This is a genomic window from Microcoleus sp. B4-C1, assembly GCF_036705285.1.
Classification (GTDB): domain Bacteria; phylum Cyanobacteriota; class Cyanobacteriia; order Cyanobacteriales; family Microcoleaceae; genus Microcoleus.
In genome coordinates, this window is the sequence record NZ_JAUBUC010000120.1 from 1 (window position 1) to 17,410 (window position 17,410).

Genomic DNA, 17,410 nt, shown 5'->3' on the forward strand with positions numbered 1-17,410 from the left:
CGTCCAAAAAGGACGGGCGGGACGCCCATCCCACAATAACAATTAAAATTGTAAGTTATTTAATTCGCGATCCTTAGTTCCTTTGCCTACTCCGCACTATTTACGCTATGTATAGTATGGTTGCGTAAGTTTTGATGGTATCAGAAAACAATAGACCTCTTGCAAAAATAACTAGGACGGGCCGAAGAACACGTCCAATAAATTTATGAAAAGGACTTTTGCAAGAGGTCTAATAATCGGTAATTTGTACGCAAATATACGCAGACAAACCCGGATATAGAGTTGAGCTTATCTGCGTACATTAGCCTGCATCTGCGGTTTTATTATGCTTTATTCCCCGTAGTGGCCGCCGACAACCTTACCCCGAAACACAACATAATTGTAGATGTTGTAAAAAATCATAATCGGGATCAGAATGCCCATAAACACAATCATAAATACCAGGGCGCTGGGCGAAGCGGCGGCTTGGTAAATCGTGATTTGCGAGGGAATAATGTACGGAAAAACAATCAATCCCAAGCCGATGAAAGTAAGCAGAAAAATCAGAATCGTCCAGACAAACGGCGTGCGTTCTTCTTTGTTTGCGAGACTTTTCAGGAGCAGTCCTACCAACAGCACTCCCAGCAAAGGAATTGTGGCAAAGACATAAACTAGCGGTTTCTCGAACAACCTGGATCTAGCACTTTCGTAAAAAATCGGAGTGGCGATCGTAATTAAAATCGCTCCGATTAAAGTCGTCACTGCCGCAATTTTAGCCGTGCGATAGTGATTTGTTTGCAGTTCGCCCTCTGTTTTCATAATTAGATAGGTTGAACCGATCAAAACATAGCCTTGAATCAGCGTCAAAGCAACCAAGATCGATCGCCAATCCAGCCAATCCCAAGTAGAACCTACAAAATGACCAGCTTCATCAACCGCAATGCCTTCGAGCACAGCACCGAGGGCAAATCCTTGAGCTAAAGCTGCTAAAAAACTGCCAGCACCAAAGGCATAATTCCAGAATAACTTGCGATTAGAATGCTCGCGAAACTCAAAGGCTACAGCCCGAAATATCAAACCAAAAAGCATCATGCAAATCGGTATGTACAATGCCGTTAAAATCGTGCCGTAAGCGAGGGGAAATGCGCCAAACAGAGCGCCTCCCATCAACACCAGCCAAGTTTCATTCGCGTCCCAAACGTTGCCCAAACTCGTCATTAAAATGCCCCGGCGTTCCTCGTCGGAAGCAGTCAGAGACAGGATGCCTACTCCTAAGTCAAAACCGTCTAGCATGACATATAGCAGGAGAAACAAAGCCAAAACTACAAACCAAACTTGCGGGAGAAAATGCTCCAAAGCTTGCATAAAATCTCCTATTGTTGTGCTTCTACGGGACGTTGATCGGGAATGTGTTCTGCGGGTTGAGTTTCGATTGCAGGTTCATTGTCTAAACCAGGCACAGGCAGACTTAAATTAGGCCCTTGGCGGATAATTCTGCTGCCAAAATACAAGGCACAAACAAACAAAAAGCTGTAAACAACGGCAAAGAAACTAAGAGAAGTTAAAACATTGCTGGCGGGGATGTTTGACACCGCGTCAGCAGTGCGAATTTGCCCGTATAAAGCCCAAGGTTGTCGGCCGACACAGCGCACAATCCAACCCGATTCTACAGCAATATATCCCAGGGGAGCAGCTAATACCCAAGCGCGCATTAGCCAAGGTTGACTGCTAATATTTTCAGCAGAAAGTTTGCCTCGCATCCACTGAATTATACTGAATAGCATCAGTCCTAAAAAGAAGAATCCAATCCCGGACATGATGCGGAAACAATAGTAGATTAAACCCACCATTCTGGGTCTATCTTCGGGTTTCCATTCCTTTAAACCTAGCACGGGTTCGGATAGTTTTTGTTTGAATTCCAGAACGTATCCTAAGCCATTCGGTACGCTAATTTCCCAGTCATTTTTTTGGGCTTTTTCATTAGGCAAAGCTAGCAAAGTCCAATCGGCTGACTCTCCCGCTGGTGAAGTTTCCCACTTAGCTTCGATTGCTGCTAATTTAGTGGGTTGATAGTGATAGACTTGTTCAGCGCTCAAATGTCCGATGTATATCTGCAAAGGTGCAACGGCGATTGCTGTCGCTATGGCAATTTTTAAAGACTTGGAAAAAAAGGCTTGGTTGCGCTTATTGAGAATGTACCAAGCGCTAATTCCGCCAATGACAAACAGGGAAGTTTCTAACGTCGCAAAAAACATATGAAGAATGCTGTTTAATGCGAACGGGTTCATAATTGCTTGAAAGTAATCGCTGACAATAAACTTGCCATTGACCATTTCTCCGCCTGCAGGAGTTTGCAGCCAAGAGTTAGCGACTAAAATCCAGACTGTGGATAGGTTAGCGCCGAAGGCTACCATGATTGTAGCGAAATAATGGACGATCGGGTGAACGCGCTCCCAACCAAACAGCATAATGCCTAAAAAGCCGGCTTCTAGCATAAATGCCATTGAAGCTTCAAATCCCAAAATGCTGCCAAAAAAGTCACCTACTGCTTCAGAAAATGGTGCCCAATTCGTGCCAAATTGAAATTCCATCGGAATTCCTGAAGCTACTCCAATACCGAAGTTGAGGACGTATAGTTTAGACCAAAAACGAGCGTGATGGTAGTAGTCGGGATTGCGAGTTTTCAGCCACATTCCTTCAACAATTACCAGATAAATTCCCATTCCCGTAGTCAGAACTGGCCACAGCATATGGAATATGGCGGTTAGCGCAAATTGCATCCGTGACAGCGCCACGGTGTTAGATAAGATATCCATCGTTATATCCTTTGCTCAGTTCAAAAGAGGTTAGCTTGCACAAATTACATAATGGACACTGGTTATAATGTAGTGTAAAAATTTATGACATTTTGTAGAGTTGGCAACTTTTAAGGTTTTATACAGATTTCGGTTGTATTTTTTTTGTATGTTAAAATAGGTAGATTATGCTTTGTCGTTGGGTGGGGCGGGTTTATGAGATTGTGGGTTTGAGGCATTTATTGGCAGGTTTACCCGCCCCTACAAGATTTATGTTCGGTGATGGAAATATTATCTTAGCGAACCGTGACTGTATAAGTCAGTTTAAAGGGTTTAAAATTAGCTTTATTTTTGGCTGTTCCGCTCAATTCAAGTTCGTAAATCCCACCCTTGGGAAACACGATATCAGCCCCCGGAATCCCTTGATATTTCTCGGCAGATATGGCGGTTAAAGGTGGCTGCATCAGCGGCTTATCCCCATCTTTACGATTTTTCGGATAAACTTCTAACTTGCAATTGCACTGCTCTAGTGGGATAATTTGACCGCCCCTGCGAGTTAGGGCAAACCAGACTCTCGCAGGCTGTCCGGCGCGGGGATTGTGGTTGGGTTCGAGGTGAAAGGTAGCTGCGACATCTCCCGATACTTCGACTTCGTGCGCCAAAACTGAAATCGAGTTTAACTGCGGCGCGCTGGGAATTGTTGCTTCAATTAGAAATCCCAAAAATACTAACAATCCTAAAGTTTTACTTTTGTTTGACAGGTGAAACATAGAAATTTTCTAGTGATAAAACTGACCAAAACAAGCGCGATCGCACAAACATAACTAACACCACAACCACCGCTAACACGGCTGTCAGCAGTTGATTGTGCAACTTCCATTCAAAACCGCCGAGATAGTGGGAACCGATGAGTGCCGCGTGTACAGCGCACAACAAGAAAGCTGGAACGCTTAACAGGTGAAGGATTCGCCACAGTTGGCCTAAATAGTTTTGAATACGATCGCAACTTGTAACCGCCGCCGGCAACATCAACAGCAGCGACAGCATCCCAGCCGCCATTCCCAACTGATGCTGCGGCAACATAAAAGAGAGCGCGTCAAAATTCCATTTCAGCGTATGATCCAGCATATGAAACGTGTGGGCGACTGCGAGGACAAACGCGCCCACACCCAAGGCGCGGCGGTAGCGCAACAGTTGCGGTAAAAACTTGCTCACCGGACGCGCCAACAGTGCTAGCATCAAGCACAGCAGCGCTGCGTGGCCCGTAAAATCAACCATTTCATCGGTTCGCAGCAAGGTAAGAATCCCGATCGCCACTGTCACCCAACCACCCATCCGAAACAGTTGACTGCGCTTGTCCGCGCTCAATCTGCCAGCAAAAAAACTCACTCCCAGCATAGTTGGCAAGGTGCCGAGTCCAAAAGCCAGCATCGTTGCCGCACCCAAAACCGGATTTCCGGTTTCCGCCGCCTTAATCTGCGCCGCGTAGAGGAAACCGCAGGGAATCAAACCCCAAAGCAAACCCAAACCAATCGGCACCCACCAGTTTTTTTGCGCCGAAAGCTTGCTCATTGCTTGTCCGACTCGATCGTGCGACATTGGGTGCAACAGCGGCAATCCCGGCAGCAAGTTCGGTTTAATTTGCATTACTCCGAACCAAATCAGCATCGTGCCCGTGAGAAGTGCGATCGCCCGCCGCAATTCGCTGCCCGTACCTGCCAAAAGTCCGCCAGCAATTAACACCGAACCCACTCCGCCAATTGCTGCACCCACCAAAGCGTAAGCAGCAATTCTCCCCAAATTTAGCAGCAAATGAAAGCGGAAAGCAGCTAATTTATCGTTGCGGGAATTAGAAAGAGAAAACGCCATTGTCAGCGGGCCGCACATCCCCGCGCAGTGACCGAAACTGCCGAGAAATCCCAAAATTGCAATTAGCAGCAGGTCTAGCATTTTGAGTTAGTAGTCAATCGATTTTAGATTTTAGATTTTAGATTTTAGATTGACTTGCGCGAGATAAATGCTCTTTCTTGAGGATTTTCGATTTTCGATTTTGGATTGATTCCACGGATAAATGCGGGGGTTTGTACAACCTTTGAAATTCGTGGTCAAATTTATCTCCATCAGAGGGGCGGGTTTATTTATCCCCTGAGTAAGTTAGAAATATTTCTCGTGAAACCCGCCCCTACAGACTAATGACTAATGACTAATGACTAATGACTAATGACTAATGACTAATGACTGTTGACTAATAACTACTTTTTTTCTGGATGCGCCGCAGCAGGCGAAGCTGCACCCATTTGATTGATGGTAGCAATTAGCTGATAAAGCCGCCCTAAATCCCGCTGGTTGAAATGCAAAACTAGGCGCGGCATATCGAAAGTTGCATCTCCTATTTCCGGTTCCAAAGCTTGAGTTTTTTCAATTTTTCCGGTGACGACAATATCGCTAAAATCAGTATTTAGCCGATCGACATTCTCCTCAGAAAGCTCTGTTTTCAAACGAATTACCAGTTTTTCGCGCACGTAGCGGCAGGAGTGATAAACCAGATAAAAACTACCGATCGCCTCGCAAGCGACATTTACATCGTCAGTAATCGTATACAGGCTGCGATCGTTGACTGAAATCAAGCCCCGGCCCCGCAATTGTTTTTGCACAAAATAATTCCAATCGTGCCAATAATCTCCTCCGGGTCGATCGATCAATACCAAAGGAGCCGGCCCGAACTTGCCAGTTTGAGTCAAAGTCAGACACTCAAAAGCCTCGTCCAGAGTGCCAAAACCGCCCGGAAACAGAGCCAAAGCATCGCTCTCCCGGAGAAAAAATAACTTACGAGTGAAAAAATATTTAAAATTGAGCAATTTGGGATCGCCGGCAATGAAAGGATTAGAACTCTGCTCAAAAGGTAACTGAATGTTCAGCCCAAAAGAACCTTCAGCAGTCGCCCCCTCGTTCCCCGCCTGCATAATTCCCCCGCCGCCGCCAGTAATCACCATAAAACCCTGCTTGGCCATCGCCCGCGCAAAGTCTCTGGCCATCAAATATTCCACAGATTGCGGTGACACCCTCGCCGAACCAAAAATCACAATTTTGCGAACGTGGCGGTAAGGATAAAACATCTCAAAAGCGTTCTCCATATCTCGGAGCGACGCCGCAATAATTTTCCAGTCTAGCCGATCGAGATCCTCTCCGGCCATTTGCACTATAGTAGAGAGCGATCGTTCGATCCACTCAGAGTGCTTCAACTTTGGCAAGCGATCGAGCAACTCCATCACTTCAGCTTGGAGAGACTCAAAACCTTGACCATACCCAGAAGGAATCATGAATTTTTCCGAAACGGTAACAAATTGTCGCGACTAAAAATTAAGGGGCAAGCCAAAGTTAGAAGCCAATAGCCACCAGCAAATTGCTCTGCTGGGTACTAATAACTTTTCCCGTAGCTTAGCCCCGGTTCTGAAGCGAGTTAGCTTTCGCGGCCCACAAAGAACAGCGCGAAACCCCTCGCAGTTCAGTTAAATGTACTTTTCCAGAGTGTTGGCCAGAGTAGTTTTCGGAACTGCCCCAACTACCATATCCACACGTTGACCGCCCTTAAATATCATCAGCGTCGGAATGCTGCGGATACCGTATTGGCTGGCGACGTTAGGATTCTCGTCGGTATTAACTTTTACTACCTTGACCTGCCCTTCATATTGCTGGGCAATTTCGTCTACGACGGGCGCCACCATCCGACAGGGCCCGCACCAGGGAGCCCAAAAATCCACTAGAACTGGAACTTCGCTATCGAGCACTTCCTGCTTAAAGGTAGAGTCGGTTACTTGCGCGGCTGCTGACATCCCTAGCCATCCTTGTAAATACTATTTCTCGGATAACAAGTCTAGCAAAAAGTGTAACCACTTGCGTCAATCGATTTTAGATTTTAGATTTTAGATTTTAGATTTTAGATTTTAGATTTTAGAATTGAAGCATTGACCCCACGGATAAATACGTTCGGCAAGTTTCCTCGGATACAGGTTTTTTATTTCACCGGTCCTGAGTCTGCTTTCGGTCAACGATTTTAAGAGAAGGCTTCTGAACGAAGAAGGAAGAGGGAAGACGGTAGAAGGAAGAAGGCACAAGGTTTCTGAGGATCGCGAATTAAATAACTTACAATTTTAATTGTTATTGTGGGATGGGCCTAAGAGCCCGTCTTTTTTGGACGGGCTCTTAGGCCCATCCCACTTTCAAAAGTGGAAGTTATTTAATTCTCATTCCTGAAGGAACAAGGCACTGATGTTTCCCAAGGCAGAATGCACTTATGTAGAAAAAAAATTCTCCCACCCCCAGACTCTCCCCCTCTCCCCCTCTCCCCCTCTCCCCCTCTCCGGAGCGAAAAGCCTCAGTTCTGTATCTAGTAAGCAAGAGCCAAGATTTCCGGCAAAAAAGGAACCGCCCGAACAGTAGTCCGGGCGGAGTGTGGTGTGAGGAGTGAACGGAAACATGCGTCTCCGCTTCTTCTATTGTGACATCTCCTTCTCGATAATTCCACAATATTCTGTAAATTTCGAGACTGTGGAACAAATTTTGTCAAGGTATGCTGGTATTCGATCGGTAAATCTACTTACCCATGCCCAACTGCTGAGCTTTTTGATAGACTTTACCCTCAGTCAGCAGAGAAGGAGCAATTACCACTTCCACCTGCTGCATCTCCTTAAGATCCTTAGCGCCCAAGGTGCCCATGCTAGTTTTCAGAGCTCCGAGCAAGTTGTGCGTACCGTCATCTAGCACCGCAGGCCCCCGCAAAATTTGCTCCACAGTACCCGTAGTCCCCACGCGAATGCGAGTGCCCCGCGGCAAAACCGGGCTGGGAGTCGCCATCCCCCAGTGAAAGCCGCGGCCAGGAGCTTCGGCGGCCCTGGCAAAGGGCGAACCAATCATTACTGCATCGGCACCGCAGGCAATGCACTTGCAGATATCGCCGCCGGTAATTAAACCGCCGTCAGCAATCACCGACACGTATTTGCCAGTTTCGCGATAGTAGTCGTCCCGCGCGGCGGCGCAGTCTGCTACCGCTGTGGCTTGGGGAACGCCGACACCCAATACGCCCCTAGATGTGCAAGCAGCCCCCGGCCCAATGCCCACGAGAATGCCCGCAGCGCCAGTTTTCATTAAATTCAGGGCGACTTCGTAGGTGACGCAGTTGCCCAAAATTACTGGGATCGGCATCTCTTGACAGAATTTAGTTAAGTCTAGAGGTGCGATCGCTTCAGGGGAAAGGAAAGCTGTCGAGACTACTGTTGCTTGCACAAAAAATATATCGGCTCCCGATTCAGCAACCGCCCGGCCGTATTTGCTCGCAGCAGCCGGTGTACCGCTGACGGCGGCAATCCCTCCTCCAGCTTTAATTTCTTTAATTCTCAGGTCAATTAATTCTGGCTTGATGGGTTCGGCATAGAGTTGCTGCATCAGGGAAACAAATTCGTGGTTCCCCACACTGGCGATGCGCTCTAATATTGGCTGGGGGTCGGCATAGCGGGTTTGAATTCCTTCTAGGTTGAGCACGCCCATTGCTCCCAATTCCGACAGCAAAATCGCCATGCGGACATCGACTACTCCATCCATGGCGCTGGCGATGATCGGGATTTCTCGATCGATCCCGCCAATCTGCCACTTGGTATCTGCCAAACTCGGATCGAGGGTGCGCTGTCCCGGTACAAGCGCGATTTCATCTATGCCGTAAGCTCTGCGAGCGCTTTTGCCCCGCCCAATTTCAATATTCACGCTGTTTCACTTCCACAATGTATTTAAATTAGACTAACAAAAAGTTAGCCCGCCCGAGTTTAGCTATCGCACGGCTGTCTTTAAAAAAAGCTCGGCACTGATTCTGATTGTATTCTGATTATATGAAATCGAAGGGGATACTTTTCCTCAGCAACGGGCACGGGGAAGACGCGATTAACTGTCAAATTCTCAAAGCTTTGAGAGTATCTGGCGCGGATGTTGATGTTTCGGCGATGCCGGTTGTCGGTGACCACGAATTTCAAAGGTGGTACCCGCCACGTGATTTATCCGTGGAATCAATCCAAAATCGAAAATCCTCAAGCCCCCGCATTTATCTCGCGCAAGTCAATCTAAAATCTAAAATCTAAAATCTAAAATCGATTGACGGGGCTGCTTACCGCCGATCGACCGTGCCAATTATTGGGCCCACCAGTCAAATGCCGTCTGGGGGAGTTTTTTACATGAATCCCCTGTTTTTCCTCAAAGATATTGGCGCAGGGCTGATTGCTTTGACTTGGCAGCAATTGCAGGCTGTTTGGACGCATTCGCGCCGCTGCGATTTGGTGGTGGCGACTGGGGATATTGTCGCCGGGGCGATCGCCCATGCCAGCAACCGCCCCTATATAATTTTTCTCTCTGCCCCTTCTAGTTATTACGAGTTATTACGAGGGGCGAGTCAATTTGGGTTTAATCTTGTGGCAGTTGCTTTGCTCAGAGAAATGTCTGGCGGTTTTTACTAGAGATGCTTTGACTGCTGCTGACTTAAACCAACAGGGTTTAAAGAAAGCTCTGTTTGTTGGCAATCCTGTCATGGACAACCTCAATTCTACGGGCAAAGATTTGCAGTTAACACCCGGAGTTCGGACGATCGCCCTTCTCCCCGGTTCTCGCCTCCCGGAAGCCACCGACAACCTCGTTTTGCTGCTGGAACTGGTTAAAAAAATTGCTAGTAACTCTACTGTGCCGGTGCAGTTTCGGGCAGCTTTAGTTCCAGCTTTAATGACTCAATTAGATTATCTTGCAGCCAGAGCAGGATGGCAAATGCGATTTGTGAGAGTAGGAATGGTTTGCCAACTCATCTCCCCTCGCGACAATCATTTTCACCATTTCTGGATGTTTCTCAATATTGCGGCCGATTTCACAAAAAGTTGCTTTAACTTGATAGCGGTCTAAGATATCTAAAAGCTGATTTGTATAGGGAGGATAGGGCCCGTCGTCCTAGGTGAGGGCAACAACTTTTACTTCAGTATCGGCGCGGTTGATGCCGAAATAATTGTGAAATTTAGTAACTTTAATTAACAGCGATACTGCGAAAAGTAACGCTATTGTGAAAAGCAGAAAATTTTGTAAAATTTTACCGATTCGCATAGCTGCACGCACTCGATCGAGCATTAAAGTGGATTGCTGTCAGATAACCACAATTGGGTAACTTAATCCTTAAGCTATTTTATCATTAATTATTGCCCGTTACGAAAATTTTTATTTTTGGCGATCGTACAATAGCTAGACGCTTCAAGTGCCAGTACACTTGTACCATACATATAGCGTAAGTAAGTCCAGAGCAAAAAAGCAATAATAAAAGATCCGGAGTTGTGGGGGGTGTAAGGCAAGGATGTATATTCGCAGCGAGTTTACTGTTGCTCTCACCCGCTCCTCCCCATGTTATATTTATTTGTATACTCAACTTTTTTAGGCAGCAATAATTCCCAACATGATTTCACTGCCCGATATCACAATTGTCAGCCAGATTTACGAAAGTGCTAATTCCCTCGTATACCGAGGCATCCTCAAATCAAATCAGCAACCTTTGATTTTGAAACTCCTCAAAGAGGATTACCCCACCCCAGCCGAACTCTACCGCTATCAGCAAGAATACGAAATCACTCGCCTTCTCAACCTAGAGGAAACGATTAAAGCCTACGAACTGCGAAAATACGATAACACACAACTCATGTTGTTGGAAGATTTTGGAGGAGAGTCCTTAAAAATCCTGCTGGATGGCCGTCCCTTGGCATTACCAGAGTTTCTCCACCTAGCCATCCAAATCACAGATGCGTTAGGCAAAGTTCATCAAAAAAATGTCATTCACAAAGATATCAATCCATCTAATATTGTCTTGAATCCTCAAACTGGACAATTAAAAATTATTGACTTTGGCTTATCTACCATCCTATCCCAAGAGAATCCCAGCCTCAAAAGTCCTAATCTTCTAGAAGGGACATTGGCTTATATGTCTCCAGAACAAACAGGCAGGATGAATCGCTCACTAGACTATCGCACTGACTTTTATTCTCTTGGCGTTACTTTCTATGAACTGCTAACCAACCAGTTGCCTTTTGAATCCGTTGATGCACTTGAGTTAGTCCATTGCCATATTGCAAAACAACCCACTCCACCTCATGAAAATAATCCCGAAATTCCATTGACTGTCTCAGAAATTGTCATGAAGTTAATGGCCAAAATGGCGGAAGATAGATATCAAAGTGCTTGGGGAATCAACGCAGATTTAAAAACTTGTCTCGCTCAATTTAGAACTGGTAAATTTCAAGCTTTTTCCTTGGGATACCAAGATATTTATCCTCAATTGCAACTCCCTCAAAAACTGTACGGGAGAGAATCACAGATTGACTCCTTATTGAGTGCATTTGATCGTGTAGCGTCGAGACAAGAAAAACAAGTAGGGGCTGGTTTAGCAAATAACCTGAGTAGCCCAAGCACAACTAAGTCACAAAATCTCTCCGTACAGGGACAAACTGAACTCATGCTAATTTCGGGATACTCTGGTATTGGGAAATCAGCTTTAGTTCAGGAACTGTATAAGATCATCACTCAAAAAAGCGGCTACTTTATTGCAGGTAAATTTGACCAGTTGCAACGCGATATTCCCTATCAAGCTTTAGTCGCTGCCTTTCAAGAATTGGTGCGACAATTGCTCACCGAAACTGAACCCCAATTACAACATTGGCGAGAGAAGATTCGACGTGCATTAGGAATCAACGGACAAATTATTATTGATGTCATCCCCGAAGTGGAACTGATTATTGGCAAACAGAATCCCGTCCCAGAATTACCTGCAACAGAAGCACGAAATCGGTTTAATTTAGCTTTTCAAAATTTTATTCAAGTTTTTTGCCAAAAAGAACATCCCCTGGTCCTATTTCTAGACGACCTTCAGTGGACAGACAGCGCTACGTTGCAATTGCTCCAGTTGATCATGACCGATTTTACTACTCAATATCTGTTTGTAATTGGAGCTTATCGAGATAACGAAGTCACTGCAAGTCATCCTGCAATGCTGACTTTATCTGAGATGAAAAAGCAGGGAGTTGTAATTAATCATCTCTCCGTTTCACCCCTAAATTTAAAGCAGGTTAATGAATTCATTGCGGATACGCTGAAAACCGATAGCATCCAGGCGCAAAAATTAGCCGATTTAGTTTGGCAAAAAACACAAGGAAATCCGTTTTTTATCAAAGAGTTTCTCAAGTCACTTTATACCGAGCAATTGCTTAAATTTGATACTAATGCTGGGGCTTGGTATTGGGATTTAGAGCAAATTATAACTAGGAATATTACTGATAACGTTGTTGAGTTCATGGCAGATAAAATTCAAACCTTATCAGATTCAGCACAAAAAGTTTTACGATTAGCCGCTTGCATTGGCAACCAATTTGATTTAGAAACGCTTTCAATTATTAATGAAACTTCTCAAAAAGAAACGGCTGATGAATTATGGAATGCTATTCAAGCAGGATTGATATTACCCCTTGGAGATGATTACAAATTCCTGAAAAGAAACCGAGAGGCGAATGACTTAAAAATTACTTATAAATTTGCTCACGATCGCATCCAGCAAGCCGCCTATTCCCTAATTCCCCCACACGACAAGCAAGCGGTTCACTGGAAAGTCGGGCAACTGTTGTTACAAAATACACCACCACAGGTACTCCAACAAAAGATTTTTGATATTGTCAATCAGCTCAACTTCCGTATTGAAACAATTGATGTTCAGTTAGAAAAAGATAAACTTGCTCCATTAAATCTAATTGCTGGCAAAAAAGCGAAGGCATCAGCAGCTTGGAAACCGGCCTGGAATTACTTAAGCATTGGTATAAATTGCCTGAGTGCAGATAGTTGGCTTCGTCAGTATGACCTAAGTCTAGCACTATATGTGGAAACAGTAGAAGCTGCTATCTTGAGTGGCCACGTTGAGGAAATGGAAAAATTGGCTGACCTTGTGTTTCAACAAGCTACTTCATTGCTGGACAAAGTGAAAGTCTATGAAGTCAAGATTCAAGCCTATACAGCACAAAACAAACCGTTAGAAGCGATAGAGACGGCACTTTCAGTATTAAAGCTGTTGGGGATTAGCTTTCCCAAGAAGCCAAATAAATTAGATATTATCATTGCACTCGCCAGGACAAAGATCGGGCTAGCAGGGAAACGAATCGAGGACTTGATAGACCTGCCAGAAATGACCGATCCTGACAAGATAGCCGCCATGCGTATCCTATCAATTATGCTTTCTGCTGCCTATTTTGCCACACCAGAATTGTTTCCGCTGATCGTGTTTAAACAGGTTGATTTATCAGTAAAATATGGTAATACTCCGGTGTCATCCTATGCTTATTCTACCTACGGACTAATTCTTTCTGGAGAAGTCGTAAACGATGTTAACTCCGGCTATCTATTTGGGAAACTTGCTCTCTTGTTAGTCGATAAATTCAAGGCAACAAAACTTAAATCTCGGACATTATTTATCTTTAATTACTTTATTAGACATTGGCACGAGCATATTAGGGAAAGCTTAACCCCTTTGCTAGATGCTTACTTGATTGGACGGGAAACCGGAGATTTAGAATATGCGACTTTTTCAGCCGGCGCATACTGCTACTATTCCCTGGTAGCGGGCAAGGAACTGACAAGGCTGGAACGGGAGATGGCTATGTACAGTAACGCTTTCCGGCAATTCAATCAAGAAACATTCTTTTATTACAATCAACTCCAGCGGCAGGTCGTATTGAACTTAATGGGTCGGGCTGAAGATAAGTGCCGTTTAATCGGTGAAAGCTATGATGAAATAAAAATGCTGCCCATTCATTTGGCGGCGAATACTACAAATATTTGTCATTCCCTCTATTTTTTTAAATTATACCTCGGCTATCTTTTTCAAGACTATCAGCAAGCCCTGGAAAATGCCGCCTTGGTTGAAAAAAATATAAACAGTGCTGTGGGATCTGTTCCTCTTTCTCATTTTTACAATTCCCTTACTCATCTTGCTATATATTTTGATGTTTCTAAATATGAGCAAAAACAAATCCTGAAAAAGGTTGAATCCAATCAGAAAAAGATCGAGAAATGGGCGAGTTCAGCTCCGATGACTCACCTCCATAAATTCTATCTAGTGGAGGCAGAGCGGCATCGAGTTTTGGGTGAAAAGGCTAGGGCGATCGACTACTACGATCGCGCCATTGCCTTAGCCAAAGAACATGAGTACATCAACGAAGAGGCTTTGGCTAATGAACTGGCTGCCAAATTCTACCTCGCTTGGGGAAAAGAGCAAGTTGCCCAAGCCTATATGACAAATGCTTACTACTGTTATTTACGTTGGGGTGCAACAGCTAAAATGACTGATTTGAAACAACAGTATCCAGAACTTTTAAAGCGTTTTACGAAAGCCAATTTGTCGGATAAATCGCGCAACAGCCTGTCTGATACATCTAACAGCATTTCAGGGGAAACCCTGGATTTGGCAGCATTGATGAAAGCATCTGGGGCAATTGCCAGTGAAATTGAGTTGGATAAACTCCTGACGACTTTGATGAGAATCCTGCTGGAAAGCTGCGGGGCACAAACTGGCTATCTAATTTTAGAGTCTCAAGGACAACTGCGAGTCGAAGCTTCAGGTGAGGCTAACTCAAATCAGGTGATGGTTTTGCAATCGACTCCTATAGAAACCTGCCTGCCTTTATCGATTATTCACTATGTTGAAAGGACTCAGGAAGGATTGATTGAAACCAATGTTTCCCGTGAAGGCAGATTTACCCAAGATGCTTATATCAAAACACAGCAGCCCAAGTCTATCCTGTGCGCCCCTCTGATCAATCAAGGGCAATTAATTGGAATTGTTTACTTGGAAAATAATTTAGCAGATGGCGTTTTTACACCCGATCGCCTGGAACTAATTAAACTGCTGTCAAGTCAAGCGGCGATCGCACTTACCAACGCCAGACTCTACACCCAAGTACAATCGACGCAAAATCGCCTGAATAAATTCCTCAATGCTATTCCCCTAGGCATCTCCGTTCACGATGCCAAAGGACAAATCATTTACACCAATCAAGTTGCACAGCAGTTACTGAATATTCAAGATTTACCAAAAATGGAAACCGATCGACTATCGCAAACCTATGGCGTTTATCGGGCAGGGACAGGGGAGATATATCCAGTCGAACAGTTGCCCCTGGTGCGATCGCTTGGCGGTGAAAAAGCTCAGGCTGATGACTTGGAACTATATCAAAACGAGCGGATTGTTTCTGTAGAATCAACCAGTACGCCAATATTCGATGACACGGGTAATGTAGAATATGCGATCGCAGCTTTTCAAGATATTAGCGATCGTAAGCAGGCACAAAAAACGCTGATCGAAAATGTCCGCTTAGAACAGGAGATTAGTGAGCGCAAAAAAGTTGAAGCAGAACTCGAACAAGCGAAAGAAGCAGCCGTTGCCGCCAACCTCGCCAAAAGCATTTTCCTTGCCAACATGAGCCACGAATTGCGAACTCCCATGAACGCCATTCTGGGTTTTTCTCAACTGATGAATCAGGATACCAATCTGTTAACTGAACAAAAAGAGAACCTTAACATCATTCAGCGCAGTGGAGAGCATTTATTATCTCTAATTAATCAGGTGCTTGACCTTTCCAAAGTTGAAGCAGGACGCATGACGCTATCTAAAAATAATTTGAATCTTCATCATTTCTTAGCTGAAATCGAGGATATGTTTGCCTTAAAAGCCACCGATCAAAGCTTAGACTTACGATTTGAATGTGCTGCCGATGTTCCTAAATATATCTACGCTGATGAAATTAAGTTGCGGCAAGTGCTGATTAATTTAATCAGTAATGCCGTTAAGTTTACCGCTTCGGGAAGTGTGTATTTACAAGTAAAAAATCAACAGGTAAAAGCCCAAATAGAAGCCGAAACTAAAACAACCAACAAGCCACAATCAACAACCATTACCTTTGAAGTAAAAGATACGGGAATTGGCATTGCAGTAGAGGAAATGGAGAATCTATTCAAACCATTCGTGCAAACAGCATCCGGTCAAAAACTGCAGCAAGGAACCGGATTAGGACTGACGATTAGCCGTCAATTTGTCCGCTTGATGGGAGGTGAAATAACAGTCATTAGTCACGGTAAAGCTTTCACCCCTGGAATGCCTCTCAAGGAATTTTTAGAAGACACAACGGGTACAACATTTAAATTTGACATTCCTGTGGGCATCGCTGATGCCAGCACAATTCAAAATCAACCTCAAAGTCGTCGCGTCGTGGCCCTAGCGCCTAACCAACCCCAATATCGCATCCTCGTGGTGGACGATCGAGATTACAATCGGCAACTGTTAGTTAAACTCCTCAAACCTGTTGGTTTTGAAGTGCAAGAAGCGACTAACGGTATTGAAGCGCTTGAAATTTGGGATTCCTACTCACCCCATCTGATCTGGATGGACATGAGAATGCCCGTTATGGATGGTTATGAAGCCACGAAACGCATTAAAGGCACTATCAAAGCTCAAGCTACTGCTGTTATTGCTATTACTGCTAGCGTGTGGGAAGAAGAAAAGGCAGTTATTTTATCGGCTGGTTGTGATGATTTTGTGCGAAAACCGTTCCACACAGAGGCCATCTTTGACATCATGACTAAACATTTGGGCGTCCTTTATATTTATCAGGAGCAAGAGCTACCATCTCCCCCTTCTAATGTGACTGGAGAACCGTTAAATTTCACTGATTTATTAGCATCGATGTCAAAAGAATGGATAGTAAAATTATATGAAGCAGCTATTGACGCTGATGCGGAATTAGTTTGTCAACTCCTTGAGGAGATTCCTGAATCTCACGCTTTCGAGCTTCAAACTCTCAGAAATTGGGTGACGAGGTTTCAGTTTGAGAAGATTCTCGATTTAACTGAATCCTTGGTTGGTGAATGATGATATAGCAGATTCCAGGTTTATGAAGTACACCGCGCGATCGAACCCCGTAGGGAAACGGCCCAGGGCATTGGTGACAAGTTAAGCTGTCAGTCCGCCAAGTGCGCTAGTGGGGCCGCCAGTCCGCCAGGGAATGAATTCCCTGTCTAATAGCTAAAGTCCAATGGCACTGAAAAAGTGAGCCAAAAAAAATCTGTAAGGCAAGATATACATAGATAATTGCCTTACAAACCAAAATATCTCTCTCCATTATGCCAAACCGTGCGTCTATTCTCAAACAACAATTTTTGCAGAGCGTTGCCTCACCTTGGGAGAAGCTGCTGCCAGATTCCTTAGTAGGTGAGCTTCTAGCGAATGAGAAGATCACCTACTACCAAAGCATCTACACACCGGTAGTCACCTTGTGGGCGATGGTATCCCAGGTACTCGATCCCGACAAAAGTTTAAGTCAAGCCGTGAAGCGGATGAGTACGTGGCCCAGGGCAGCCAGAGCCAAGCCTCCTTCTTCAGACACCGGGGCATATAGTAAAGCGAGTTCGCGACTACCAGAAAAACTCGTTCAACAGTTAGTACCCATAGTCGCAGAGGCCCTAGGGCGTCGGTTCAGTATTAGGAGTTGACAAAAAAAGGACTTTATGAAATTAGCCAGTCCATGAGTTCGACTTGA

At 44.8% G+C, this 17,410-nt stretch carries 11 protein-coding genes; 3 read left to right on the top strand and 8 right to left on the bottom strand.

The window, feature by feature from the left end; genetic code table 11:
• Positions 1–330: 330 nt before the first annotated feature.
• The 7 genes from cydB to QUB26_RS28765 all read right to left on the bottom strand — a co-directional run bounded on the left by cydB (position 331) and on the right by QUB26_RS28765 (position 8,531).
• Complete coding sequence (cydB, locus tag QUB26_RS28735) at positions 331–1,344, bottom strand: cytochrome d ubiquinol oxidase subunit II (RefSeq protein WP_333246636.1); 1,014 nt, start codon at positions 1,342–1,344, stop codon at positions 331–333.
• An 8-nt stretch (positions 1,345–1,352) separates the two neighbouring features.
• Entirely contained in the window at positions 1,353–2,795 is a 1,443-nt protein-coding gene (locus QUB26_RS28740; RefSeq protein WP_333246634.1) for a cytochrome ubiquinol oxidase subunit I, read from the bottom strand.
• A gap of 275 nt (positions 2,796–3,070) precedes the next feature.
• Positions 3,071–3,544: a hypothetical protein gene (locus QUB26_RS28745; RefSeq protein WP_333246632.1), complete on the bottom strand. Its 474-nt coding sequence runs from the start codon at positions 3,542–3,544 to the stop codon at positions 3,071–3,073.
• On the bottom strand, positions 3,519–4,724 hold the full coding sequence (locus QUB26_RS28750; RefSeq protein ID WP_333320737.1) for an urease accessory protein UreH domain-containing protein: 1,206 nt from the start codon (positions 4,722–4,724) through the stop codon (positions 3,519–3,521). The genes QUB26_RS28745 and QUB26_RS28750 overlap by 26 nt, the downstream gene beginning before the upstream one ends.
• Before the next feature lie 302 nt (positions 4,725–5,026).
• A complete protein-coding gene (locus QUB26_RS28755; RefSeq protein WP_333320739.1) occupies positions 5,027–6,094 on the bottom strand; it encodes an LOG family protein in 1,068 nt (355 codons plus the stop codon).
• A gap of 189 nt (positions 6,095–6,283) precedes the next feature.
• Complete coding sequence (trxA, locus tag QUB26_RS28760; RefSeq protein WP_006631199.1) at positions 6,284–6,607, bottom strand: thioredoxin; 324 nt, start codon at positions 6,605–6,607, stop codon at positions 6,284–6,286.
• 760 nt (positions 6,608–7,367) lie between these two features.
• Positions 7,368–8,531 (bottom strand): GuaB3 family IMP dehydrogenase-related protein, encoded by a 1,164-nt coding sequence (locus QUB26_RS28765; RefSeq protein WP_333057335.1) that lies wholly within the window; start codon positions 8,529–8,531, stop codon positions 7,368–7,370.
• 461 nt (positions 8,532–8,992) lie between these two features.
• Here QUB26_RS28765 and QUB26_RS28770 point away from each other — a divergent pair, with 461 nt between their 5' ends.
• Complete coding sequence (locus tag QUB26_RS28770) at positions 8,993–9,271, top strand: hypothetical protein (protein ID WP_333320742.1); 279 nt, start codon at positions 8,993–8,995, stop codon at positions 9,269–9,271.
• Between the two features lie 268 nt (positions 9,272–9,539).
• Here QUB26_RS28770 and QUB26_RS28775 read toward each other — a convergent pair whose 3' ends face one another.
• Positions 9,540–9,707: a polysaccharide deacetylase family protein gene (locus QUB26_RS28775; RefSeq protein ID WP_333246638.1), complete on the bottom strand. Its 168-nt coding sequence runs from the start codon at positions 9,705–9,707 to the stop codon at positions 9,540–9,542.
• 535 nt (positions 9,708–10,242) lie between these two features.
• Here QUB26_RS28775 and QUB26_RS28780 point away from each other — a divergent pair.
• Both QUB26_RS28780 and QUB26_RS28785 read left to right on the top strand, forming a co-directional pair.
• The gene (locus QUB26_RS28780; protein ID WP_333320744.1) at positions 10,243–16,743 is read left to right on the top strand and encodes an AAA family ATPase; all 6,501 of its coding nucleotides are present in this window, start codon (positions 10,243–10,245) and stop codon (positions 16,741–16,743) included.
• A 251-nt stretch (positions 16,744–16,994) separates the two neighbouring features.
• Complete coding sequence (locus QUB26_RS28785; protein WP_333246622.1) at positions 16,995–17,363, top strand: hypothetical protein; 369 nt, start codon at positions 16,995–16,997, stop codon at positions 17,361–17,363.
• Positions 17,364–17,410 lie beyond the last annotated feature (47 nt).

Coding starts and splice junctions, on each gene's coding strand:
- QUB26_RS28745 (WP_333246632.1), bottom strand. CDS start 3,544: ATGTTTCACCTGTCAAACAAAAGTAAAACTTTAGGATTGTTAGTATTT.
- trxA (WP_006631199.1), bottom strand. CDS start 6,607: ATGTCAGCAGCCGCGCAAGTAACCGACTCTACCTTTAAGCAGGAAGTG.
- cydB (WP_333246636.1), bottom strand. CDS start 1,344: ATGCAAGCTTTGGAGCATTTTCTCCCGCAAGTTTGGTTTGTAGTTTTG.
- QUB26_RS28785 (WP_333246622.1), top strand. CDS start 16,995: ATGCCAAACCGTGCGTCTATTCTCAAACAACAATTTTTGCAGAGCGTT.
- QUB26_RS28770 (WP_333320742.1), top strand. CDS start 8,993: ATGAATCCCCTGTTTTTCCTCAAAGATATTGGCGCAGGGCTGATTGCT.
- QUB26_RS28755 (WP_333320739.1), bottom strand. CDS start 6,094: ATGATTCCTTCTGGGTATGGTCAAGGTTTTGAGTCTCTCCAAGCTGAA.
- QUB26_RS28740 (WP_333246634.1), bottom strand. CDS start 2,795: ATGGATATCTTATCTAACACCGTGGCGCTGTCACGGATGCAATTTGCG.
- QUB26_RS28750 (WP_333320737.1), bottom strand. CDS start 4,724: ATGCTAGACCTGCTGCTAATTGCAATTTTGGGATTTCTCGGCAGTTTC.
- QUB26_RS28780 (WP_333320744.1), top strand. CDS start 10,243: ATGATTTCACTGCCCGATATCACAATTGTCAGCCAGATTTACGAAAGT.